Origin of the sequence: Paenibacillus xylanilyticus, from assembly GCF_009664365.1 — a bacterium.
Classification (GTDB): domain Bacteria; phylum Bacillota; class Bacilli; order Paenibacillales; family Paenibacillaceae; genus Paenibacillus; species Paenibacillus xylanilyticus_A.
In genome coordinates this window covers 1,166,155-1,189,326 of record NZ_CP044310.1, presented here as the reverse complement: position 1 = coordinate 1,189,326, position 23,172 = coordinate 1,166,155, and the positions used below count along the sequence as shown (strand labels likewise).

Below are 23,172 nucleotides of genomic sequence, written 5' to 3'. Positions count from 1 at the left end.
CGTTTTAGAACTAATTAGCCAGTTTGTTGAACAAAGGTAGCTAATCACGTTGATTTGCTACCTTCTTTTGTTAGTCGAATTGAAACAGGGCTTCTACCGTATCACTTGCGACCGGCAACTCGGCGCCCTTTTTCCAAATGAGGATAGGTTCCTTAGGCGACCCATAATATACGGCTCGAATTTCAACACCTTGATTGGCTCTTATTTGTTCAAGGTTAACAAAGTCATACTTATTGGCTAGTCCAATTTGATAATATTGTTTAGATCTAATAAGAGGACGAACGGGTACCATATATACATCCCCATCACTATTCACCTTATAATTAATTTGGTTTACATTGTACCCATCCGTCATTTTTACATGATATACAATTTTTCCGTCACTCAACTGGCTTATATCCGTTATTCGTATTACCTCGGTAGGTACAGTCACAATATTCCATTGGGTAAGGCCTATATACCCCAAGATTAGTAGAGAAAAAATAGAAATAGCAACTAATACTCCCTTAGCAAATGCCCTTGCCTTTGATCGGTCCCAAAACGCTGCAATACTTTTAAGTCCATTTCCCTCAATCATATTTCTCTCAATATTTTCAAGGGAAAGATACTCTTGCTCTTTCAATTTTTCCAGCGTCAGCTTGCAATCTGAACATGTATTAATATGTGCTTCAATATCTTCTTTTGTGGCTGTGCTGCATACATCATCATAATAAAGAGGCAATAAATCTCTTACAATATCACATGGTAGTTTACTCAATTCTTTTCCTCCTTCAGCAAATCTTGCAACTTGTTCCTCGCTCGGTGAAAAGTGACTCTAGCCCAGCTTTCCGTTTTACCAAAAACTTGGCTTATATGGTTGAAGGATAACTCTCCGAAGACTCTTAACATAAATACTTCCTTGTATGGATCATCCAAGTTATGCAACAATTTGTGGATGTGTAGGGATTCTGCTTTGTCAATTAGTTTATTTTCAATATCAAAATCATTAGTTATTGCTAGCGGTTCCTCTGTCTGCAACTTTTTTTGCTTTTGCAAATACGTAAAGTAGTTGTTTTTAGCAATTTGACACAACCAAACTTTAATGCTGCATTCGCCTCTAAATTGATTTATATTCTTCAACGCTTTAAAAAAAGTTTCTTGCGTAATTTCCTCCGCGATCAGCTTATTCCGGCTTAAGGATAAAGCAAAACAATACACTTCTTGAAAGTACTGATCATAAATTCTTCTCAAGTCCGCCAATTGTTCACCACCTTCAGTAATAAGACAGCAAAACAAACGATTTGTTACAATTTTATATATATATTTTTTCTGAGTTGTGACTGCCAATAGGTTGCAAAAAAGATACACTAAAAAAGGACCATAATCTGGCCCTTTTCACTTAATTTCTATTCATTGCGATTATATTCTTATTTAAATTTTTTTCAGAGTAAGTCACTCTTTTTTATCTAGTATTTGTTAGAGTGTGCTTCTTATGATCTCCTTACAAACAGATTTATTACACTGTTATTCTACCCCTTTTATTCAACTATCCTGCCTGTCAGCAGAATACTTAATTATTAATCCAATCATTGTAATGATCTGCTACAAATCGAATTTCGCTCTCATAGTGGGCCAAGTGTCCTTCATAACCTTCTATTCTGCTTATAAAGCTTCAATGAACCACCCTAATTGCTAGATGGCGTCTATCAATTGGATACAGCTCACTTTTAACGAGTAACTCAACTATTGGATATGTGCTTAAAGTACCCATGTCTGAACACAAAAAACTCAATCCCATTCCGACGCTAAAACTCCCATAATATATGTATTATGAAATTCCCCCTCAAAAAAAGCATGTTTCCTTAACTCCCCTTCCACAACAAATCCCACTTTCTTATACAAACGAATAGCTTGTTCATTAACTCCTCTAGTTGTTAAGTAAATTTTATTTAAACGTAGCTGCTTAAAGCCAATGTCAATCATTTGCTTCATAGCAGGTGCTCCATAACCTTGTCCACGCGCTTCTGGAGCTAACAAGATACCGATACTTGCTCTACCATGTTCAAGTTCTATATTTTGAAGAAAAACCCATCCAATGAGACCCTTTTCTTCATTTTTTATAGCTAATAAAAGATCTCCGTCTTGACGTTTTCCCTCCACATGTTTGACAGTTTGCTCATAGGTCAATGGAGTTCTTCCAACCATGGAAATAGATACGGAGTCATTCAACCAGTGGTGCAGCTCTTTAATGTAATCTGTTTCAAAAGCATGTAGAGTTACTTTTTTATCGTTCATTTTTCTTCCTCATTTCATAAAATTATTTTCCATTATATACTTCAAAGAAATGACTGAAAGGGTCATATTTGTTATCCATTTCCGACTTTTTTTCATGTAGTGATATAGCTAATGATGCTAAAATTAATATACAAGCACACATAGAGATTAAACTCAATAAGCCCAACATGATAACCATACAAGTACCTCCTAAACTTTTTATACATATTGATAAAAGTTTAGATTATGGAAAGCGTTTCAGAGCAAGCGCAAAAAATTTGAAAGGAGAACAAATGGCAAACATAAGAGATATCGCAAAAATGGCCGGCGTCTCAATTACAACCGTATCCCGTGTAATTAATAATCAGCCGTATGTAAGCTTAGAAAAAATAGAAGCGGTTAGACGAGCTATTGAGATAAGCAAATATGAAAAAAACATAAATGCCGTCCATTTAAGTAAAGGAAAAACCTTTCTTATCGGTGTTGCCATCCCATTTTTTAATCATCCATTTTTTGCTTTGATCGTCGAGGGTATCGCAAACGAGGCATTGAATTCTAACTATAAGATGGTTTTGTTCCAGACTAATTATGAAGAAAATAGGGAAATTGAAGCCTTAGATATGTTAAAACAAAAGCAAATCGACGCTTTGATCATATGTTCCAGAATTTGCAAATGGGATGTGATAGATACCTATTTAGATTATGGTCCAATCATCTTCTGTGAAAATACGGGAGACAGAAAAGTTTCTTCAGTATATATGGATCATTATAAAAGTTTCTCCAAGGGTTTAGAGTATTTGTATTCTAAAGGTCATAGAAAGATTGGCATTTGCGTGGGGAGAAAAGCGGGAACAAACGGTGTGCAAAGGATAACAGCCTATAGGGATTTTTTAAAAAAGCTCAACGAACCATTTGAATCTAAAACTATTTTCTCAGACAATTATGATTTCGAGGATGGGCAGGAGATTGTTGAAAAATTATTATATATGAATAATCCTCCCTCAGCTTTATTAGTTTCAAACGACCAAGTCGCTGCAGGAATAGTTACATGTAGTAAGGAAAAGGGAATTTTAATACCAGGTGACCTGGCAGTTATAGGGTTTGACAATCAACCAATAGCTAAAATTATGAATATTACTACAATTGAAATACCTCTAGTGGAAATGGGAAGAAAGTTATTACTTCGGGCAATTAGTAATGAAGTTCTTTCATGCGAAGAAATAGCAGTTAAATTAGTTGAACGACTCACCGTATAACAAAACTAACGTTTGTTAACGCAAAAAAATAAGCAGCCTGCTGATCCGCAGACTACTCATGGCTTTTCAACTAAAATTTCTCGTTGGCTTAATGATTAAAGGCCTTGTTTAAGTATATTTCTTATATTTCGGCTTGATCCATGTCACTTACCTTCTTTCAAGAACTGCTCGATTCGAGCTTTAATTGAATCGCGGACCTCAGCGAATGTAGCTGTGATTTCTTCCTCTGTACCTGTCGCCTTGGCTGGATCATCGAAGCCCCAGTGCCATCTTTCGGCTTTGTCATTACGTACAACTGGACAATTATCGTTGGCATGACCACAAAGCGTGATGATATAGTCTGCTTGTTTTAAAATCTCAGGATCAATCACATCGGATGTATGATTCGAAATATCGATTCCGGCTTCTTTCATCGTTTGAACAGCACGAGGATTTAAGCCATGCGCCTCTAATCCAGCACTTCTCACCTCATATTTGTCACTACCAAGTGCTTTTAAAAATCCATCAGCGATTTGGCTTCTGCAAGAATTTCCTGTACACAAAAAGTAAACAAGTGGTTTGTTGTTCATGATTATTGATCTCCTTTATCTTTGGTTTGACTTATTTGTATTTTCGCTTCGTCCATTTTCGAGTTAATTAACGTTTTTATGATCATAGAGATAACTACCAATGCTACGGTGATTACGGCAATCATCAACCATACGTTTATGTTAGTTGAATGAATCAAGTGCAGCCACAAATACAGTCCTGTTAACGTGATAATGAGCGTCGGAATGGTAAGCACAATCCCGATTTTGAAATAACTTCCCCACGTTATCTTTACATCCTTCCGGGACAGTACATGCAGCCACAAAAGTGTGGCGAGCGATCCGATCGGTGTGATTTTTGGACCCAAGTCACTGCCGATAATATTGGCATAAATCAGTGATTCCCGGATGACACCTTGCGTGCTGGTTCCATCAATAGCAAGTGCATCAATCATTACTGTCGGCATATTGTTCATTACCGAAGACAATATCGCAGCCAGGAAGCCCATACCAAGTGTGGAGAGGTATAGCCCCTTGTCGGCAATAACCTGGATGACCTTCCCAAGTTCATCCGTCAATCCCACATTTCGCAGTCCATAAACGACGACGTACATACCGATTGAAAAAATCACGACTGCCCATGGAGCCTCTTTGATGAGCTTCCAGGTTTGAATAGCGTGACTCCGCCTTGCAGCTAAAATAAACAAGATGGCAATCACTCCGGCGATAACAGACACCGGAACTTGAATGAACTCACTCATCAAGTACGCCACCAGGAGCACGGCCAAAATCACCCATGATATGTTGAACAGTTTCTTATCCTTGATCGCTTCTGCTGGCTTTTTGAGCTGACTGACTTCGTAGTTCTCTGGAATACTCTTTCTAAAGAACAAGAACAGGACCAGAAGACTTGCCAATATTGAAAAGAAATTCGGAACAATCATACGACTTGCGTACTCCACAAAGCCAATACCAAAGTAATCGGCAGAAACGATATTGACGAGATTGCTCACAACGAGCGGAAGTGAAGTTGTATCTGCAATAAAACCACTTGCGATGATAAAAGGTAAAATCATCTTTTGATCAAATTTGAGCGCTCGGACCATAGCAAGCACGATAGGCGTTAAGATTAGTGCGGCACCGTCATTCGCAAAGAACGCTGCCACCCCTGCCCCAAGCAGCACAACATAAACGAACATCAGCTTGCCATTACCTCTTGCGAGCCTTGCCATGTGTAGTGCAGCCCATTCAAAAAATCCAATTTCATCTAAAATCAGCGAAATTAAGATAATGGCTACGAATGCAAGTGTGGCGTTCCATACGATTCCTGTGACCGCACCTACATCGGATAGACTGACGACTCCAAAAAGAAGTGCAAGGATAGCTCCAGCAGACGCTGACCATCCAATATTAAGCCCCTTAGGTTGCCAAATCACAAACGTCAGTGTAAGCAAAAAGATTACTATCGCGATGATGGTCATGCTTCCTCCTGCGGACCGCAGCAGTTTTTCAATCCTGCTATTTTATCTTTCATCGATGGCAGATACGGATACACACACTGAACATAGGCTTCTGCATCTGGATGAAGAGAGTAGTACACCCACTGCCCTTTTTTCTTTTCATTAAGGAGACCGGCTGCCTTTAGTTTTCGAAGATGCTGACTGGCGTTTGGTTGTGACATGCCAATAATGTCTGTGATATCACATACACAAAGTTCCTGTTCCTGAAGTAGCGCAATGATGGTCAAACGTGTTTTATCAGCCAATAACTTATACGCCTCAGCCATCTCCTGAATTCTTTGTTCCATATGTACACCCCCTGTTATTCGTCTTGTCGGCTTCATTTAATAATATAAGCATATAATAAACCACTTATATAAGCAATGACGAATATAAGGTGTTTTGGTGCATCAAAAAGCTACTGCATCACGATTCGGATGCAGTAGCTCTAAATTCTTGATTATCCGCAGCAGGAATTTGATCCTGCTTTTTCCGTTTTCGAAGGTGAGCAGCAATCCGAAGATGCTCCCTTCACCTGAACCGGTTCACAGCAGCTGTCCGTGCTACTGGCACCTAGACTGCAAACTCCCGTCTCCGGCAGTTCCAGTTCTACTTTTTGTGCTGACTCCATATCTCCCACTAATGCAGCTACAATGGATCTGACTTGCTCATATCCCGTTGCCATTAAGAAAGTTGGCGCTCGTCCATAACTTTTGGCACCTACGATATAAAAGTCCTTTTCTGGTTGACGGAGCTCTTTTTCGCCATGTGGTCGAACTGTTCCGCAGCTGTGGATGTTGGGATCAATTAATGGCGCAAGTTCATAAACACATTCTAAGCTTGGATCCGTTAATACCCGTACTTCTCGCACCATCGATAAGTCAGGGCGAGAACCTGTATTACCTACAATTTCATCGATGTGATCAATAACCACTTGTTCATCTTTAATGGTTCCGGAAACCTGAACCTGTTCACCTTGTTTTTTAAGTTCTTCAATATGCATTGCCGTTAGGACCTTTACTGCACCGGATTCAACCACTTTTTGAATTCGAGTACCCAGTTCTCCCCTTGCCTGAAGCCCATCTAGTTCTCGTCCGCCATAAACATCCTCGATATTTGCTTTGCGAACAGCCCACACAATCTCAGTTCCTGATTCTTCTTTTTGAAGCTCTACAAGTTCAAGCAACGTGTTAATCGCAGAATGTCCGCTTCCTACAACAAGCACCTTCTTGCCGCTATATCGATTTCTCTCTTTTCCTAATACTGTAGGGATACCGTATGAAATGTTACTTTTAAGCGCTTTTTCCTCTTCTGAAAATATACCGTCTGAACGAAGAGGATTGGGATTGGACCATGTACCCGTGGCATCGATAACAGCCCGCGCTTCATAAATAAGTGAAGATCCGTTTTGTTCAACATGGATCACAAACGGCAGTTTCTCACGCCCATTTGTTTTCACTTTACTTAACCCTTTACGACTGATCGCAGTAACTTTCGTATTCAAATGCACATTTGGACTTAATTCAGGCAGCGCCGCCAAAGGTTTTAGATAATGCTCAACAATCTCCTTACCCGTTGGGATCTTTTCGTTTTGTGGAGCAACCCAATTCGTCTTTAGCAGCAACTCTTTAGCAGCTTTATCGATGTTATATTGCCATGGCGAGAACAGTCGTACATGTTCCCATTTTCGAATGTTTGCCCCCACTTCATCTCCAGCTTCAAACAACATAAACGACTCACCTTTTGAAATGAGTTGTGCGGCTGCAGCAAGACCAACCGGTCCAGCTCCAATGATCGCAACAGGTAATTTGCCCTTCTCTTGTACTGGTGCTTCGCAGCAGTTCACTTGGTTCACAGGAATATTTTTAATCATTTTAGTTTCCTCCTCATAATTGTTTGCATTTTGCAAGTATTTTATAAAATTAAGGGGATAAATATTATCCCAGTGGTGTACAGCATACGCTGGATTTCGCCATACTTTCGTTTAGCAGTTTGACGGCATTAATCACCATATCCCGTTCAAACTCAGACATATGTGAAAAGACTTCTTTTAAATAATCATTCATCTGTTCATCAATGACCGTAGCAACAAACTTCCCTTGTGCGGTTAAGGATAATATGTATATCCGTCGATCTTCAGGTAAGGGCGTTTTTTGAACCAAACCCAACTTTACGAGACTTTGAACCTGGCGGCTAAACGTCGTGATGTCAATGGAGAGTGCATCTGCCACCTGCTGAATGGATGGATTATGCTTACGATCAATTTCGTAAATAATATGACTTTGAACAAGTGAAATATCCAAGCCTCCTGCAGTGCAACAGTTTTTATCCAATAATCCAAAACGCCGTGTCATGATCTGAAACATCTCTCTTACGTTGTTTTCCAATGACCTCACCTCTTGTTATAGTTATACTCTTATTATTTGCAAAATGCAAATGTTTTTTTTTATTTTCCTCTCCCCTTCCCATTTCAAATTACATTGTGATATATAAACATATACAAAAACAAAACACAGGAGTGATCAACATGGTGATTCTTCGGCAAGCTATTGAAAGCGATCTTAGAAGTATTCTAACTATCTATAACCAAGGTATTGAAGACCGAATTGCCACACTAGAAACCGAGTTAAAAGACGAATCATATATGTACGAATGGTTTAAAAAACACCAGGGACGCTACACCGTACTCGTCGCTGAAGCAAATAAAGTCGTTATTGGATGGGCGTCCATTAATGCATACAATCCCAGAAGTGCTTATGATGGGGTGGGTGACCTTTCAATCTATATTCATCGTGACCATCGCGGCAAGGGGATCGGCCAACAGTTGCTTCAGAAATTAGAGGACATCGGTAAGCAGAATAATTTTTATAAGTTTGTTCTTTTTACCTTCCCATTTAATACGCTAGGTCAGAGCTTATATCATAGAGCCGGATACCGAGAGGTAGGTGTATTCCAGAATCAAGGTTTATTAGAAGGGAATTTTGTAGATGTGATGGCAATGGAGAAATTATTATAAGCAATGGTCTGTATTATTGTTTAATGTTCAGTCGCAAATAGGACATTTTAATGGTGAAACTGTGGTGTTAGCAAAATTGTAAATTGGTTACGAATTACTCGGAAATTCAATTCATTCAACTAACTGCCCGTTAGTTGAACACAAAAGCAGCCAATGACTGATCAGTTGCTTAGTTGGTTTTATGAGCTATCGTGTGTTAGATTAACAGTCTAACCCAATTCGGTATATAATGTGCAAAGTATTGCCCCACCTTAGTTTGTTCTTTCATAACCAGAGTACTGACTTATCAGATTGATTTTAACGATACAGCTTATTCCACCCCTCATTATTCACTTTAGTTATATTACTATATATTGGAGCTGCAGTACGGCTCATATTCTAAAGTACTAACTGTATGGGTTAAGAATCGCGAGTGTCTGATGATCTTCCCATTTCCCATTAATATGAACATTCTGTCGAGCAATGCCTTCTTTTTGAAAGCCAGCCTTCTCCAGCACTCGAATGGAAGCGATATTATGCGTCATTGCCCCTGCTTCTATTCGATGTAATTTCAATGTATTGAAGCCATAGTCAACGACTAACCGAACAGCCTCTGTTGTATAGCCTCTACCGTTACTTTTTTGATCTAAGTCGTATCCGATATATGCACTTTGAAGAGGGCCCCGCATCACGTGGAAAAGGCTTACTGTCCCCACTAACATATTATCGGTGTTTGTAAAGATTCCAAAATTATATGCTTGGTCATTTTTTCGATCTTCGGCCTGCTTTTCGATACGCTTGAGCTGTCCTTCCAGCGTATAAAAGTCGTCCGTGCGTGTCGGTGCGTAGCATTCAAAAAAATCACGGTTTTCTATCTGTAACTGGAGCAGTCCAGCAGCATCATCGACGGAAATTTCCCTAATATGTATGTTGACGCTTCTCAAAGTAAGCCACTCCTCTTATATAAATTTATGTAAATGATCGAGCGTCGAGCTTCGCTGTTAATCTAGCAATAAAAGTAATGTAAATGATAGCATAGGTACTATTAAAACTCAAAAAAGTAACCTCGTCGAATCAAAAACGATCGTGCCCGTTAGTTGAACAAAAGCAGCCGATCACTTTGATCAGCTGCTTTCTTGTTTTATAGCGCTATCGTTTCCCGTTAGTTTAATGACCGTTTGCTGAACTTCTTTGGATAATACTAATCACAAAACAGCAAGACTCAATTTAATCAGAAAAGCGAAACCAGCATATTTATTTCATTATCGATCGATAAGATATTACCCCAGATCTTATCATTAAATACTCCATCTTCACTGATTAATTGGCTCTGCTGCAATGATAGATCTTTATATAGAGTAGATAGCTTTTTCAAAAGATCCATCTGCTCTGTTGAGAGTTTACTTTCTTTGAATGTTTCGTAAATATAGTCACTCGTATTCGGGCCGTTTAGCAGATGTTGATACTTGTTATCAAGCGCAACATATAAGGCATCGGATTCATAACCGTAAAGTGTAAGCAGGGAACGTATAAATTCGATATCAAGCTTATTATTTTCCACCGCGTAGGTCAACGTATCGCTTATTCGCAATTGAGTTTGCCATATTACTCCGTTCAATAAATATAAAGTTTGTGGATTATCGTTTTGTTTTTCCTTAATATTTTCTTGAACTACGTATACTACACCACAAATAATGATCAAAAGGCCTAGGATATATATGAGCTTTCTTTTCAAGTGAACACCCCGTTAAAATTTTGGTTAAATATAATGAAATTGCCTCCAATAACTGATAGTAACTAAAATTCATGACTATAATATGTCTCAATTTTTGGCGTTACAAAGAAGGCTAGTGATTTTCCAATATTACATAGGTATACTGCCTTAGCTTTAATAAACATTTTATTCGTACCATCTGTTTGCTCCTCAAAGAAGAAGTATGCCGCAGTACCTCCATCTAAGTCTGCGGAAGAGGTCACTCCTGCAGTTTTACTTGGAAGATCTGCTTTCTTGGCAATAGCACCGTTCCCTGTTGTACTCCTTATTTTGCGCTCAGCATACGCTTTCCAACTACTCAAGACATTCGAATCTATTGTCGTTGTAGTTACCCCTAATGTAGCGTTTTGATAAGCAGCCCAAGTGGTAGCCAGAAGGTTATAGGCTTTTTTCAAATAGCCTTTTAAAATTGGAATTTGTATAGCTTTAACTGGTGTGCTATCAAGGGGATAACTTAGATCTTTTCGATAATTGATTAGTAATGATGAGTTACCTGCACCGACAACGAACATGTCTAAGTAAGCCGTCATTACTTCTGTTCCATACATATTATCCTCTGTGGCTTTAAGATACTCTTCTACAGCAGGTGTGTTACTCCAAAGTCTTGTTTCGATCATGGAAGAACCATTTCCCGCTTGGGGTCTCTCTCTAGTGTATATATTGACGCCCAGAGTAGCATATTTTGCTGCCGGGAAACTACTTGGTGTGCCTGTAGCTGTTCCAGTTTTACCTATCGCCTGAGTCATAAATGATGTTTTATAGTTGAACGTACTCGCCGAGTCTATTTTAAGAGTTTCGGCGTGAGCCACTCCTGTCCAAAAATTGCTGTTGAATTTTGATGGTGTAGATGAAGCTACCTTTTGTTCATCAGAATTTTCCATATCCGAAATAATTTGATCTTTCAATTCCAAATAACTTGAGGGTACCTCTCCAAAAGCCAAGATGCCAACTCCATTGTCACTTTGTAATGTTCCATAGGTCTCTGTAACATAAACTTTCTCGGTCTGAGGATCAATGAACAGAGTAATCACCGTATCAATATCTATGTTTTTTTCATTTTTAGCCTCAGCAATAACAGGACCAAAATAGACAGTTTGATTATTTACGGTATATTTCGTTAGCTCTCCATCCATCAAAAACTTAAATTTTTCAATCGATTTAACTTTAATCTTACCTTCCCCAATAATATGTACTGAAGTTTCATCTATTTCATCAATAGAGAATTTTAACTTTGCAGATCCGTCTGTTTTATCCGAATTCTTGAAATCATCATTAAGATAATGTTCATTTCCTTCTTTTAGGGCATCACTCCATAAAAATGAGTCTGTTTCTTTTGGGTTTAATGCAAGCTCAATATTATACTTGTCATTCCCTTTTGCCATCGTGTAGAAAGGAAAGCTCCCAAATATCATAGTAAAACAGCAAATCAAAATAAGTATTCTTTTAGGCATATCTTTTGCACTCTCCAATATGTAAATTTAACCTATTAAACTTATCACATATAAGTATATGTTTTAATGTCCAATTAATGGTAACATAATCAGGTGCCCCACTTGGAAATTAGGCTCCGGTTTGATTTATCATTAGACCTGAGTATTGGATAAAACAAAAAGATTCCTTTCTTTAATGAGGGACGTCAAAGTTATACCCTTGAGCTTATAAAAGAAAATATCTCGCCCTACTTGTTAGTCAGTTCACCCCATTGAACTTCATGGCGCGCGATAAATCTGCTCCACCAGCACAAGTTTGGGACATAGATCCCGTATAACAAGCGATGCTATGGAGCGACAAGAGGAAATCACAGGGGCTGCCGGTAAATTTAAATTAGGAAGGTGCATTTTAATGAATCCAGTGATTGGCCTGGATATTTCTAAAGTTGAAAGCCATGGACAAGACTTTTTAAAGCGAGGCAAACCGTACAGAGGGACGTTTCAATTTGAACGTACCCAGTTAAAAAAAGAGGTGTTCAACTGCTTAATTTGCGTTATCTAACAAGACAATATGAGTCTCTTTCAAAGATGTGTGTACAAATTAAACTGCAGTTTCAAGCTGTTCTTGATCAAGTTTTTCCTACGTACAAAAGTGTTTTTGGAGATATCTATTCCCATATTTCACTTTCGATTTCTAAGTGAATTTCCAACTTCATATTTGGTACTACAATCGTACGAAGGAATGCTTAAATCCAAATTCAAAGAGCTGCTTTCCTCAAGACGAGGACGATCAGAGAATTGGATCTGTGTGCGAGTTAAGCGTCTACTTCTTGCGGCAAACAAAATCCTTTTCAGCAGAATATGTACTCTAGTCACTTGGTTAACCTGAGAGTTTTGATTTCGCTCATCCTTGAGTACCAAGAACATCTACTCCATTGGAAAAGAACATAGATGCTCTCGCTCAAGGAATTCAAGAATATGATTTAATCCAGTCGATTCCCGGTATAGGTCCTAAATTGCGGCAACAATTTTATCGGAAATTGGAGAAGTCGACCAATTTGATCATCCAAAGAAACTAGTAGCCTTTACGGGCATTGACCCGAGTGTATTCGCATCTGGAAAGTTCACGGCAACACGCAATCGAATTACCAAACGTGGTTCACGACAACTTCGTTATGCTCTAGTTATGGCCGTCCAGTGTGGACTCATCCGCTCTCGAAATCTGCGACTTAAAGATTTTTATGATCGCAAAAGAGACGAAGGAAAGCCACATAAAGTAGCTTTAATCGCATGCGCAAATAAGCTGGTTCATTGGCTTTATATCATCCTGAAAAGTAAAAAAACTTTCCGCGCTGTCTAGGCACTCATATTGGTTTAACCTTCAAAACAAAGAAATTGGAGGGTATTTGTCATGCTTAATTTTACTATACCACATGACTTAAGTTCATTTTGCTGGTAATCTTGACAAGCTATTAGCTGGTATAGTTTAAAAGCGTATTTCCGTTTAAATGCGAAAGAAAAAGCCAACTATTTATAGTTGACTGCTCCAGAATACCTTATTCAACTATAGCTGCTTCGCAGAAAAAACATTTCATTTATAGCACAGGAATCCAAATTTCCATCTCATATTCAAATGTTTCTTCTTTTCCGAACATGTTCGTTTGTACGATTTCAATCTCAGGCATTCCTTCTTTTATTGTATACCCTTCCCGGTCAAATACCTTCCATAACTCCCCATACGTATTTGGAATTTCTGTAGAGGGACCGATATGGTTGAATACAACATATTTTTGTTGGGGAAAGGTATGCAGCGTCATTCCTTTTTCAACTTTTTCGTAAGCAACAGACTCGATCTCTATTCCACAAGTATAGAAATAATCGTTACTTCTAGGAGGAAGGCAGACTCCTAAAACTTTGTCTACATTGTATCTAGAAATAAATTCATTCGATTTCACCCATAATTCTGGAATAGGGTAAACTACATCACTCCCCCATTTTCCTGCTGCACTATAACCTACGATTACAAATGAATCCTTAATAATCTCTTTAAATTTCATAATTGATCCCACCTTAATAAAATTTCGAACCTCAAGGTAAGTTTACTTAAAAATATTTTGTCTCTCCTGTCTTCTTTTGCTTTTTGCGGACTGGGTTAACAAAAAAAGCCGACTATTTAGCCGGCTACATACTTGATTTAGTAGAAACGTTTGAACGAGAACTCACAGCAACTTGTATGCCTCTAATTTCGACTCGTGGCACACGGATGCTGTCAATTGCGTTCCAAAATAACAAATAACAACGGACATTAAGCTATTTCCGGGGACATACTGCTCGGAAAAGATTCATCATATAGATTCATCTCATTCATGATGGTGTTCGCCGTGATGGTGATCATGGCTGTGGCGGCTTGCGAGTTCGTTCAGCTCATCCACATATGTAACAGAGAGCTCGGCATAGAGCACCCCTTTTTGCACCTGAATCTGTTGATGCAGATGGCGCAAGCGCCCGAGGTTCCCCCTTACGGCGATAACCTCCAAGCATTGGTCGTGGTTCAGATGTACGTGCATATTGGAGATAATGTCATGATGGGCCAGATGCTGCAGTTCCATTAAACGGACCGGCAGATCACTGATATGGTGGTCATAGACCATGACAATCGTTCCTGCCACATCCTGCTCGGACCGCAGACGGGAAGGCTCCAGCAATGTTTTGCGAACCAGATCACGAAACGCCTCAGACCGACTCTTATACCCCCGCTCTTCGATATATTCATCAAACTGTTCAATCAGCGGAGTAGGGAATGCCACGCCGAATCGGGTCAAATCTTCTTTATCAGCCATTCATAGCCTCCTGCACATCGTTTACACCTGAGTGTACCATAGTCCGGCCGCTTCATCGACGATGCTTCTGCAAAAATCGGACAGCCTCCTCCAGCGCCCTTTTCCCGCCACCCGTTCGAAGTTGAAATTGATAGTCATGTCCCAGCTTTTCTGTAGAAGCGGTAAAAAACAGCGTTTCCGTTTCAACATCCAGTCGTTTCAGCGTCTGTGCCAGTTCAACTGATTGCCCGGTTAACGGGTCATGATTGCCTGAAGTAATAAATGAAGGCGGATAGTTCGGCGTAACCTGCAGCACGGTCGACATCTCATCCAGACGGGGAAATTCCTCAAAAGCCTTGACCCCCGTATAAGACCAGAGGAATGTCCGGATAAAAGGAAACCCGCTCTCACCAACGGTACTCATGTTATAAGGGCCACAGTATAGAAGGACACCTCGCAGCGCTTCCGGTTGAATCGAGGGTTGTATGTTCATTATCTGAGCAAGGGCCTGATTGGTTACCACTGCTGCGGTCTGACTGGCAATCTGAGCACCCGCGGAATTGCCTGCGAGAAAAATATTATGGGGATCTCCCTTAAATTCGGCGGCATGATTCTGGATATAAGTCAGAGCCTGATTGGTTTGGAACACAGGCGTCGGATATGTAGCATCTGGTGCAAGTGCATAGTTCATACTGACGACCACGAACCCCCGCTCAGCCAACTGCATCGCATAGTCGGCTATGTCTTTTTTGTCACCCAGGACCCAACCGCCCCCATGCACCCACAAGACAACAGGCAGCAATTCAGTTGCTGCTGACGGATAGTAGATATCCATCGTACTGCTGCTGCGTCCCCCTTCGATGTAGGCAACGTCCTTTAGATGACTTACTCCTTCAGCCATAACAACATCTGAATCAGATGGAGCAAGCTTGATTAGTGTTTTTAAAAAGAAAATAGGAATTTTGGGTGTAATCTGTGCGCCGATATAAAGAGTTAATATAGTTACCATTACGATCACGCCCGGAATCCAATACAACCTGCGTCTGTACCACGGCCTCGCCGTACCTTCGGTGTTTAACTTTAACTGCAACAGGGTCACCTCTGATCATTCGTCTGTCTGCATCTAAAGTGGTGTACGCCTGGGGTACTGGCAGGGTTTCCATTTATTATGACTTCTTGGCCAGTTCTTTTTTCACTTTCAGGTAGGTATCCGCAACTTTTTGCTCCAATGTGTAGATATTTTGTTTGGAGCCCGCCCACTTCTCCGCAGCAGAAGAGAGCTGATTCAATGAACTCATTACACGTGAAGGCTGGCCGTCTTTGATATTCTGTTTGAACAATTTCAATGCGTTCGTATATCGCTCTTTGGACAGGCTTGCCTGTTTTTTGGCGGTTTGGATCTGTTTCTTGAACGGGTCAGCAGCCGCAAGCATGGTACGCAGACGCTTATCCTCTGTACTTTTGCGTTTACGGGCATCGGCCAGCTGCTGTTTCTTGATGCGAATGTCTGCCTTCGCCAGCTGTACAGCCGGTTTCAGCGTGTCTGCCTGAGCACGGAGCGCGGCAGTCCAATCCTTGTTCTTGGCAGCTCTGGCTGCAGCAAGCTGCTTGTTGACCGCCGTATACAATGTAAACATCGGCTCATACCGGGTTTGGGTACGCTTCAGCGTATCAGCCAGTGCAGCCAGCTTCGCTTCATCGGTTTTTCGTATTTCCTGACGAAGCCTGGCTACCTCAGCTGTATTCGCTGCATGAAGGGTTTTGGTTTTCTGCTCCCAGCTCTGCTCCTGCGCTGTCCATGTGCCCACTTTTTGATACGTTTGCTGAAGAGAAGCTTTCGTTTGGGCGTCTGCCTTCTTAAGCAAGGCATCCCACGACTTCTGGGCGGTTACACCAAGATCCGGGCCAGCCGCCTCGGCAGCTGACGTAAAAAAATGCATGGAACCTAAGCTGGCTACCAGAAGCAGCGCGATGCATAATCGAGCGATTAAGCCTCTCCCCATTCTGCCACTTACGCTGCCGGAACTCGCAGCGCCATCCTTAGTGTGGTGATCTTCCACCATGTTCATTGAACCTTCCTCCTCGTTTACTCAAAATGTAGTGCAACCTTCCTCATTCTCAGTTGATCCAAGGTGAATCGGCCGAAAGAAAACACAAAAAAAGCACCCGCAAAATCAGACTATTGCCTGATTCTACGGGTGCTTCCCTTATTAACCGTTCCCTGTATGATTCGCGGTTATATCTTAATCTGGAGCGAATCTCAACCTTTTCAAATATATTCCAATACAATCGTTTCGTCAAGCAAGCCTCATGGGCTACATATTCGGCAGCGGGAGAACCCTTCCCGCTCACCATTCGATCTACTTTTCGGACAAAATGGCTTTCATCTCTTCGGTCAAATCTTCTTCCTTCAACATCATATAGATGTTTTCCCCACGTATGGCATTCAGCTTGATCTGATAAACGGTGGCTTTTTCCGTCCGCTCTCCTGATCGCTGACGTTCTAACAGGTCGCTAATCATTTTTTTGTTTTTAGTTGCGACCTGCTTGCTGCTGCCCAGACTTCCATCAATATATTCCGGCTGAGCAAATACCCACTGAGGATTACCCGGACTGTTGATCTCCTGCTTCACGAACTGCGCCGAAGCAATTTCGTCTGCCGTGACAAGCAGTTGATCATATAATTTGTTTTCTTTCAGCCACCCGATTACCCGGTCATAGCTCGGTTTAATTTCGTAGTTCCACATTTCCCTCGGTTGATATGGATCCTTGGAATCAGATTCCTGATTTAATTCCGCATATGCAAACGACTGCCATGGAGAACGTTGCTCCTCATAGGTTTGATCCAGAATATCCTGCTTCAACAGTTCCTTGAACTCCCGAACCTGATCAGGACTGCCAATATAAATTTTACGATACGAACTGATGGTGGAACGGATACCAATACTGAGGATATCCTCGTCCAGTTTGTACGTATCATAGGCTACCTTTTTATAATCCTCCAACTGTTTCAAGGCCATTAATTCCTGCCGGAATTCAGTTTCGGGAATTTGGTATTTCCGCTTCATGACCTTGCCGTTATTAAGCTTATAGCTGATATACACGTACTCGTCATAATCCTCATTCGGATTTACCGGGTCTTGCAAAGGCAGATCGGAATTGATAATTTTCTGATGAAGGGCAAGTACTGCCTCCACAAATTCAGGATTATCCGAGTAAAATGGATGATCATCCATTTTCTGATTCACTCCGTTAACGTAAGTGTAACGATCTCCTCCAAGCTTAATGCTTTGGACATCATTCACTTCCGGCACTCTGCTAGCATAACCGTTCCATTCTGCGACAGGCACGTACAGAATTAACCCGGACAAAAGGCCATATAGGGCCAGCTTGGGCAGTAGTCTGACGTTCCAGATCAGCCACGTTTTGCGAATAATCATCTCGGCCACAATGTAACCGACAATGCCGCCTAGAACATATCCGAAGATGGTCCACCCGGTGGATCCTGGCGGTGCAATTATAGTGAAGTAGGCTCCACCAATTAAAACCAGCGTAAACATCAAACCAAAGCGAAATATTGGTTTTACAAGAGTAAACGTAATCGCCTGGGTAGCGGATTCCACTTTACGCTTAGCGTAAAGTACGTAAGACAGTGGGATGAACAGGATGGCCAAAGCTGCGTAGATAACGAGTTCCGTGCCGATCACCGGATAGTTCCTAATAGAAGCCATCCGAAGGACCAGAGATATTTTCTCTGCGTAGCTGTTCATGTCACCATATGGATATCCAAACAGATAATGCTGCAGGTGCAGTGTAAAGATAAACCAGAACACCACAGGCAATAACAGGATGGCATAAACCGTTAGTCCCTGCAGTACAGATTGGCCGATGCACATGCCCACAGCTACAGTCAGCATAAACATAAAGAGTGAATAAATGCTCATGCTGAGGCCCCACATCCAGATCTCACTGCCGTCAAAGATAAAGGCCATACGATCATGCACAGCCCACACCCAACCTGTAATCGCCGTGGTAAGCCAGATCGGGATCAGGATCATTCCGAAGCCGGAGAGCAGATTGACCGTTAACAGATGTTTGCGCTTCAGTGGCAAACCGTGGAACAAGTCCGACGGCGCCCCGGATTGCATATAACGGAATAAGAAAATGCCCATCGCCACCGGGAACGTGATCGCAAACAAAATATGGGTTTCCCCATTTGCCTGAAACAAGCTGGTAATTTGCTGCGTTACACCACCTCTATGCCCTGTTGCAATGTAGAGCGGAAGCGAAAATAGCAATGTGAGCAGAAATAGTATTCCGAGCCAACCGTGCTGCCTGAAATTTTGGAACAGGATGCCCCGGTTACAGAATAATCGGTTGAATATCATACCCTGCATCCTCCATTTCATAAATAAATATTTCTTCCAGCGTCAGCGGCAGCACGTCCAGGAGATAAGGATTCAAGGCCCGGAACCGTTCCGTCACTTCCTCGCGACTGCCTTTGACAATGTACAGCGAGACACTCCCCCGCATCTCTTCATGTAGAATATTCAGCTCATCCATCGCCTTGGCATCGTCAGGATGACGGAAAGCCACCTGAATCTTATGGGTATCAGCCTTCAGATCATCGAGATCCTTCTCTACAATAATGCGGCCCTTGTGCATAATGGCGACGTGGTCACACAGATCTTCGATTTCGCGCAAGTTATGGGACGAAATAATAATGGTCACCTGACGCTCAGCGGCTTCCTGGAACAGCAAATTTTTGATCTGCTGCCGCATCACCGGATCAAGGCCGTCAATCGGCTCATCCATGAGCAGCACTTCCGGCATGCAGCTCAGCCCAAGCCATACAGCTGCCTGCCTGCGCATGCCTTTGGACATGCGATGCAGCTTGCGTTTTACATCGAGCTTGAACACCGTGGCCAGCTGTGCGAATCGCTCCTCATTCCAGCGCGGATACACGGAGCGATAGAAGGCCGCCATCTGGGCAATGGAGGACTGCGGGAAAAAGTACGGCGCATCTGCCATGAAAATCGTGCGGCCTTTGAGATCCATATTTTCATAAATCTCGGCTCCATCAATGCGAACGGTCCCGCTGTCCTGACGATAAATGCCCGCCATGATTTTGAGCAGCGATGTCTTACCTGCCCCGTTGGAGCCAAGCAAACCGTAGATGGATCCTTTATGTATGTGCATCGTAACGCCATCCACCGCTTTTTCATGTTCAAACGCTTTAATCACCTGATTCAGCTCAATCATTCGGCTCCCCCTTTTCGATACGGGCCATCGCTTCCTGGAACAAAAGCGTCATATCCGACTTGGTTAAACCGGAGTACGTCGCTTCTGCAATCAGCTTCACCAGTGCCGCTCTAATCTCATCTCTCATGGCTGCATTCGGATGTTCCACAGACGATGATACGAAGCTCCCTTTTCCCTGCAAAGAGTAGATATACCCTTCGCGTTCAAGCTCCCGATATGCCTTCTGAATTGTATTCGGATTGACGGTCAGCTGCGCTGACAGTGTGCGAACCGAAGGAAGCTGCTCATCAGGTTGGAGAACACCGTATACGATCATTTCCTTGATTTTGTCCACTAGCTGTTCGTAGATCGCCTTACGGCTGCGTACATCTAATTCGAACATCCCGCACCTCCTCTCCCAAATTGCTGTAATACCCCAGAAGCGAATTGAATGACTGTATATGAAGTGTATGCTTTCTAACACTAGGTGTATCAACTGTGCTATTATTATTAATACAGTTGAAATGGATTGTCAACGGTAACTTTGACTTCACTCTTAATAAGCGATACCTTTATATATATGAAGTGACATATATAACATCCAATCCCCGTTAACGAGGCAGCACATGTAAGTGGATCATGTTCAGACAAATACATGGAAAGGTTGTTCCTCTCTTTCCCATTCCGTTATGATGGAGATGACCAAATATAGCGTTGAATCTAACACCTTATAAGGGAGAACTCCGATGAACAAGCAAAATCAGGCTTTAACTCATACAGAGTCAGACGGCTCGGCACCGAACCATGCGGTTCCGCGCGTATTAATCGTGACCGCTGTGGATGCGGAAAAAGAGGCCGTACTTCGCGGTCTGGGTGACCAAGCCGCGGAAATGTTTGACGTGATCGCTGGCGGGGTGGGCCCGGCAGCAGTTGCAGCAAGTACGGCAGCCAAGCTGGCATTCGCCGCAGCGGCTGGCGGGAAGGCGCTGGCGCAGGGCTCACCCGCGCCAGCCGGATCGGATGCGGCGCAGGCATCTGCCGCATCCGCGGGGCCCCTTGCCGGAGCAGGTCTGACCCCAGCGTACACGCTGGTGATCAGTGCCGGCATCGGCGGCGGGTTCCCCGGCCGGGCGGACGTCGGCTCACTCGTGGTGGCCGACGCCATGGTGGCAGCCGATCTGGGCTCGCAGACGCCAGACGGCTTCCTCTCTGTAGACGAGCTCGGATTCGGCTCGTCCCGTGTGGCGGCGGACGCAGAGCTTGCCGCTCGCCTGCGCCATGAGCTGCAGCGGGCCGGGCACGCTGTCCGCGGAGGCACAGCGGTCACCGTGTCCACGGCGACCGGAACGGCCGAGAGGGCCGCGGAGCTGCTGCGCCGCGTGCCGGATGCCACCGCCGAAGGCATGGAAGGCTTCGGCGTGGCAACGGCGGCCAAGCAGTTCGGCGTACCTGCGCTCGAACTGCGGGCCATATCCAACGCGGTCGGTCCACGCGACCGCGATGCCTGGCGCATCAAGGATGCCCTGGATGCGCTCCAGGCAGCAAGTTCCATTTTACGGGAGGTACTTACATCATGAAAATTGCATTTTCCCCTTGTCCTAACGATACATTTATCTTTCACGCCTGGGTGCACGGACGGATTCCCGGTGCTCCGGAACTGGATGTCCGCTATGCGGATATTGATATTACGAATGGTCTGGCTGCCAATCCCGGCGGACCGGATGTGTTGAAAATTTCCTATGCAGCCCTGCCATACGTGCTGAACGAGTATGCACTGCTGCCTTCCGGCGGTGCCCTGGGAAGAGGATGCGGACCACTCGTTCTTACAGCTAACGGAACTACCGATCCGGCATATCTGTCTGGACGCCGGGTTGCCGTGCCAAGTGAACGCTCCACCGCTTATCTGCTGTTCCGTCTGTGGGCAGCGCAGAATGTCCCAGGAGGTGTGGGCGAAATTGTTGTGATGCCGTTCGATCAGATCATGCCGGCGGTGCGGGATGGCAAAATCGATGCAGGTCTGGTCATCCATGAAGCGCGTTTCACGTACCAAAACTACGATCTGAAGCTGATGACCGACCTCGGCAGCTGGTGGGAAAGCGATACCGGCCTGCCGATCCCGCTCGGAGCAATCATTGCACGCCGCAATCTGGACGCTCATGCACTCGCTGGATGGGCACGTGCATCCGTGGAATACGCCTGGGCACACCCGGATGAATCCAAAGAATACGTCATGGCGCATGCACAGGAAATGGACCCGGATGTTGCAGCACAGCATATTGATCTGTACGTGAACGAGTTCAGCGCCCATCTGGGAGATGACGGCTATGGGGCAATCACAGCCCTCCTTGGACGAGCAATGAAAGAGGGCCTTGTTCCCGAATTCGACCTGAATCTGCTGCGAATCTGATCTGAGCCAGCAAACAAGCTGTTCGTTAGGATGGCAACGGAGCCTGCTTACGTTGGGTTTTAGCAAAAGGAGCTGTCCCATAGTCATCAATATGACTTCATGGGACAGCCCCTTCTATCTAATTTTCGTTACTACCAATCGAACCCATCACATTACAAGTTAGAACAAGACAACTTCCGGAAAACGTTTTAGTTACTTTATTCTTACTCCATTCAATCCTATTGCATCGAACGTTACTCCATCCAATCCCTATTGCAACGAACGTTACTCACTGGGTAAAGTCAAAGTCACCCTTAACTTAGCTACTACCTTACATACAAGAAGACCATGATTTACGCTTCCGCCACAACGGTGCGTATCATGACCCGCAAGGCATCAAGCATTGCACTTAATGGCAGCGAAGGCACCGACGGCTGCAGCAATGACATCTCCGTTGAAGCCGGGAAATGGACAAATCCCGCCCGGATCGGCAGCTGCTGCAATCGAATGTAATCCAGCACTCGATACATCGTATTGTTGCAAATATACGTTCCGGCGGTATTGGATACCGCTGCCGGAATACCTGCCGCAGTCATATTATTCACCATCGCGCGGATGGGCAATGTCGAGAACAGGCCGTCCGGGCTGCCTTCGGTTATGGGCTCGTCCACAGGACGCTGTCCCTTGTTATCCGCATAGGAGCCAGGCGGAATGTCTTTTACATTCACGGCGATGCGCTCAGGCGTTACGGCTGTCCGGCCTTTGGCTAACCCGCAGGCAATCACGACATCCGGGCCGTATGCTTCCATCTCGGCAATCAGCAGATCCGCACATTCATCGAAATGTACCGGCAGCAGCACGGTTTTCAGTTCGGCACCTTCCACCACTTCCTGTGCGAGAGCATCCATCAGTTCTCCCGTGGGATTCACGGCATCCCCGCCAAATGGCTCAAACCCCGAAATCAGAATTTTCATCCTAGTCCCACTCCCATC

Annotated in this window: 24 protein-coding genes; 5 read left to right on the top strand and 19 right to left on the bottom strand. The window is 43.4% G+C overall.

Going from position 1 to position 23,172, the window contains the following annotated elements; genetic code table 11:
- Positions 1-70: 70 nt before the first annotated feature.
- From F4V51_RS05285 to F4V51_RS05275, 3 genes are all read right to left on the bottom strand, one after another.
- Positions 71-757 (bottom strand): zf-HC2 domain-containing protein, encoded by a 687-nt coding sequence (locus F4V51_RS05285; protein WP_153977156.1) that lies wholly within the window; start codon positions 755-757, stop codon positions 71-73.
- Positions 754-1,239: an RNA polymerase sigma factor gene (locus tag F4V51_RS05280; RefSeq protein WP_153977155.1), complete on the bottom strand. Its 486-nt coding sequence runs from the start codon at positions 1,237-1,239 to the stop codon at positions 754-756. Before F4V51_RS05280 ends, F4V51_RS05285 begins: the two co-directional genes overlap by 4 nt.
- Before the next feature lie 528 nt (positions 1,240-1,767).
- Entirely contained in the window at positions 1,768-2,274 is a 507-nt protein-coding gene (locus F4V51_RS05275) for a GNAT family N-acetyltransferase (RefSeq protein ID WP_153977154.1), read from the bottom strand.
- A 272-nt stretch (positions 2,275-2,546) separates the two neighbouring features.
- On the opposite strand from F4V51_RS05275, the gene F4V51_RS05270 reads away from it, so the two are divergent.
- Positions 2,547-3,509: a substrate-binding domain-containing protein gene (locus F4V51_RS05270; protein WP_153980573.1), complete on the top strand. Its 963-nt coding sequence runs from the start codon at positions 2,547-2,549 to the stop codon at positions 3,507-3,509.
- 143 nt (positions 3,510-3,652) lie between these two features.
- Here F4V51_RS05270 and arsC read toward each other — a convergent pair whose 3' ends face one another.
- From arsC to F4V51_RS05245, 5 genes are all read right to left on the bottom strand, one after another.
- Positions 3,653-4,078, bottom strand: a complete 426-nt coding sequence (gene arsC / locus F4V51_RS05265) for an arsenate reductase (thioredoxin) (protein ID WP_024634603.1) — start codon at positions 4,076-4,078, stop codon at positions 3,653-3,655.
- 2 nt (positions 4,079-4,080) lie between these two features.
- Positions 4,081-5,517, bottom strand: a complete 1,437-nt coding sequence (locus F4V51_RS05260) for an arsenic transporter (protein ID WP_153977153.1) — start codon at positions 5,515-5,517, stop codon at positions 4,081-4,083.
- Entirely contained in the window at positions 5,514-5,843 is a 330-nt protein-coding gene (locus F4V51_RS05255) for an ArsR/SmtB family transcription factor (RefSeq protein WP_153977152.1), read from the bottom strand. Before F4V51_RS05255 ends, F4V51_RS05260 begins: the two co-directional genes overlap by 4 nt.
- A 152-nt stretch (positions 5,844-5,995) precedes the next feature.
- Positions 5,996-7,408 (bottom strand): NAD(P)-binding domain-containing protein, encoded by a 1,413-nt coding sequence (locus F4V51_RS05250; protein WP_153977151.1) that lies wholly within the window; start codon positions 7,406-7,408, stop codon positions 5,996-5,998.
- Positions 7,409-7,472: 64 nt separating this feature from the next.
- Entirely contained in the window at positions 7,473-7,901 is a 429-nt protein-coding gene (locus tag F4V51_RS05245; RefSeq protein WP_153980572.1) for a MarR family winged helix-turn-helix transcriptional regulator, read from the bottom strand.
- 155 nt (positions 7,902-8,056) lie between these two features.
- On the opposite strand from F4V51_RS05245, the gene F4V51_RS05240 reads away from it, so the two are divergent.
- Positions 8,057-8,551, top strand: a complete 495-nt coding sequence (locus F4V51_RS05240; protein WP_153980571.1) for an arsinothricin resistance N-acetyltransferase ArsN1 family A — start codon at positions 8,057-8,059, stop codon at positions 8,549-8,551.
- Between the two features lie 386 nt (positions 8,552-8,937).
- Here the strand turns inward: F4V51_RS05240 and F4V51_RS05235 are convergent, their stop codons facing one another.
- The 3 genes from F4V51_RS05235 to F4V51_RS05225 form a co-directional block, all read right to left on the bottom strand.
- Positions 8,938-9,474, bottom strand: a complete 537-nt coding sequence (locus tag F4V51_RS05235) for a GNAT family N-acetyltransferase (RefSeq protein ID WP_153977150.1) — start codon at positions 9,472-9,474, stop codon at positions 8,938-8,940.
- A 287-nt stretch (positions 9,475-9,761) separates the two neighbouring features.
- Positions 9,762-10,265 (bottom strand): hypothetical protein, encoded by a 504-nt coding sequence (locus tag F4V51_RS05230; RefSeq protein ID WP_153977149.1) that lies wholly within the window; start codon positions 10,263-10,265, stop codon positions 9,762-9,764.
- 62 nt (positions 10,266-10,327) lie between these two features.
- Positions 10,328-11,755, bottom strand: coding sequence for a hypothetical protein (locus tag F4V51_RS05225; protein WP_153977148.1), 1,428 nt, complete (start codon positions 11,753-11,755; stop codon positions 10,328-10,330).
- Between the two features lie 994 nt (positions 11,756-12,749).
- Here F4V51_RS05225 and F4V51_RS29460 point away from each other — a divergent pair.
- Positions 12,750-13,094 carry a transposase gene (locus F4V51_RS29460; RefSeq protein WP_416226531.1) on the top strand — a complete coding sequence of 115 codons (345 nt, stop codon included), beginning with the start codon at positions 12,750-12,752 and terminating at the stop codon, positions 13,092-13,094.
- A gap of 235 nt (positions 13,095-13,329) precedes the next feature.
- Here the strand turns inward: F4V51_RS29460 and F4V51_RS05215 are convergent, their stop codons facing one another.
- The 7 genes from F4V51_RS05215 to F4V51_RS05185 all read right to left on the bottom strand — a co-directional run bounded on the left by F4V51_RS05215 (position 13,330) and on the right by F4V51_RS05185 (position 20,197).
- Positions 13,330-13,791 carry a GyrI-like domain-containing protein gene (locus F4V51_RS05215; RefSeq protein ID WP_153977147.1) on the bottom strand — a complete coding sequence of 154 codons (462 nt, stop codon included), beginning with the start codon at positions 13,789-13,791 and terminating at the stop codon, positions 13,330-13,332.
- 303 nt (positions 13,792-14,094) lie between these two features.
- Positions 14,095-14,574 (bottom strand): nickel-responsive transcriptional regulator NikR, encoded by a 480-nt coding sequence (gene nikR, locus F4V51_RS05210; protein WP_153977146.1) that lies wholly within the window; start codon positions 14,572-14,574, stop codon positions 14,095-14,097.
- Between the two features lie 52 nt (positions 14,575-14,626).
- Complete coding sequence (locus tag F4V51_RS05205; RefSeq protein ID WP_153977145.1) at positions 14,627-15,643, bottom strand: alpha/beta hydrolase; 1,017 nt, start codon at positions 15,641-15,643, stop codon at positions 14,627-14,629.
- 76 nt (positions 15,644-15,719) lie between these two features.
- Positions 15,720-16,622 (bottom strand): hypothetical protein, encoded by a 903-nt coding sequence (locus F4V51_RS05200; protein ID WP_153977144.1) that lies wholly within the window; start codon positions 16,620-16,622, stop codon positions 15,720-15,722.
- Between the two features lie 291 nt (positions 16,623-16,913).
- Entirely contained in the window at positions 16,914-18,941 is a 2,028-nt protein-coding gene (locus F4V51_RS05195) for a hypothetical protein (protein WP_153977143.1), read from the bottom strand.
- On the bottom strand, positions 18,916-19,815 hold the full coding sequence (locus F4V51_RS05190; protein WP_153977142.1) for an ABC transporter ATP-binding protein: 900 nt from the start codon (positions 19,813-19,815) through the stop codon (positions 18,916-18,918). The genes F4V51_RS05195 and F4V51_RS05190 overlap by 26 nt, the downstream gene beginning before the upstream one ends.
- On the bottom strand, positions 19,808-20,197 hold the full coding sequence (locus F4V51_RS05185) for a GntR family transcriptional regulator (RefSeq protein ID WP_153977141.1): 390 nt from the start codon (positions 20,195-20,197) through the stop codon (positions 19,808-19,810). Before F4V51_RS05185 ends, F4V51_RS05190 begins: the two co-directional genes overlap by 8 nt.
- A gap of 343 nt (positions 20,198-20,540) precedes the next feature.
- Between F4V51_RS05185 and F4V51_RS05180 the strand changes: the two genes are divergently transcribed.
- Both F4V51_RS05180 and F4V51_RS05175 read left to right on the top strand, forming a co-directional pair.
- Entirely contained in the window at positions 20,541-21,371 is an 831-nt protein-coding gene (locus F4V51_RS05180) for a futalosine hydrolase (RefSeq protein WP_153977140.1), read from the top strand.
- Positions 21,368-22,201 (top strand): 1,4-dihydroxy-6-naphtoate synthase, encoded by an 834-nt coding sequence (locus F4V51_RS05175; RefSeq protein WP_095288790.1) that lies wholly within the window; start codon positions 21,368-21,370, stop codon positions 22,199-22,201. Before F4V51_RS05180 ends, F4V51_RS05175 begins: the two co-directional genes overlap by 4 nt.
- A 332-nt stretch (positions 22,202-22,533) precedes the next feature.
- Here the strand turns inward: F4V51_RS05175 and F4V51_RS05170 are convergent, their stop codons facing one another.
- Positions 22,534-23,154, bottom strand: coding sequence for a pyroglutamyl-peptidase I (locus F4V51_RS05170; protein ID WP_153977139.1), 621 nt, complete (start codon positions 23,152-23,154; stop codon positions 22,534-22,536).
- Positions 23,155-23,172 lie beyond the last annotated feature (18 nt).

Coding starts and splice junctions, on each gene's coding strand:
- F4V51_RS05260 (WP_153977153.1), bottom strand. CDS start 5,517: ATGACCATCATCGCGATAGTAATCTTTTTGCTTACACTGACGTTTGTG.
- F4V51_RS05225 (WP_153977148.1), bottom strand. CDS start 11,755: ATGCCTAAAAGAATACTTATTTTGATTTGCTGTTTTACTATGATATTT.
- F4V51_RS05180 (WP_153977140.1), top strand. CDS start 20,541: ATGAACAAGCAAAATCAGGCTTTAACTCATACAGAGTCAGACGGCTCG.
- F4V51_RS05195 (WP_153977143.1), bottom strand. CDS start 18,941: ATGATATTCAACCGATTATTCTGTAACCGGGGCATCCTGTTCCAAAAT.
- F4V51_RS05270 (WP_153980573.1), top strand. CDS start 2,547: ATGGCAAACATAAGAGATATCGCAAAAATGGCCGGCGTCTCAATTACA.
- F4V51_RS05255 (WP_153977152.1), bottom strand. CDS start 5,843: ATGGAACAAAGAATTCAGGAGATGGCTGAGGCGTATAAGTTATTGGCT.
- F4V51_RS05175 (WP_095288790.1), top strand. CDS start 21,368: ATGAAAATTGCATTTTCCCCTTGTCCTAACGATACATTTATCTTTCAC.
- F4V51_RS05275 (WP_153977154.1), bottom strand. CDS start 2,274: ATGAACGATAAAAAAGTAACTCTACATGCTTTTGAAACAGATTACATT.
- nikR (WP_153977146.1), bottom strand. CDS start 14,574: ATGGCTGATAAAGAAGATTTGACCCGATTCGGCGTGGCATTCCCTACT.
- F4V51_RS05200 (WP_153977144.1), bottom strand. CDS start 16,622: ATGAACATGGTGGAAGATCACCACACTAAGGATGGCGCTGCGAGTTCC.
- F4V51_RS05245 (WP_153980572.1), bottom strand. CDS start 7,901: ATGTTTCAGATCATGACACGGCGTTTTGGATTATTGGATAAAAACTGT.
- F4V51_RS05185 (WP_153977141.1), bottom strand. CDS start 20,197: ATGTTCGAATTAGATGTACGCAGCCGTAAGGCGATCTACGAACAGCTA.
- F4V51_RS05215 (WP_153977147.1), bottom strand. CDS start 13,791: ATGAAATTTAAAGAGATTATTAAGGATTCATTTGTAATCGTAGGTTAT.
- F4V51_RS05170 (WP_153977139.1), bottom strand. CDS start 23,154: ATGAAAATTCTGATTTCGGGGTTTGAGCCATTTGGCGGGGATGCCGTG.
- F4V51_RS05250 (WP_153977151.1), bottom strand. CDS start 7,408: ATGATTAAAAATATTCCTGTGAACCAAGTGAACTGCTGCGAAGCACCA.
- F4V51_RS05190 (WP_153977142.1), bottom strand. CDS start 19,815: ATGATTGAGCTGAATCAGGTGATTAAAGCGTTTGAACATGAAAAAGCG.
- arsC (WP_024634603.1), bottom strand. CDS start 4,078: ATGAACAACAAACCACTTGTTTACTTTTTGTGTACAGGAAATTCTTGC.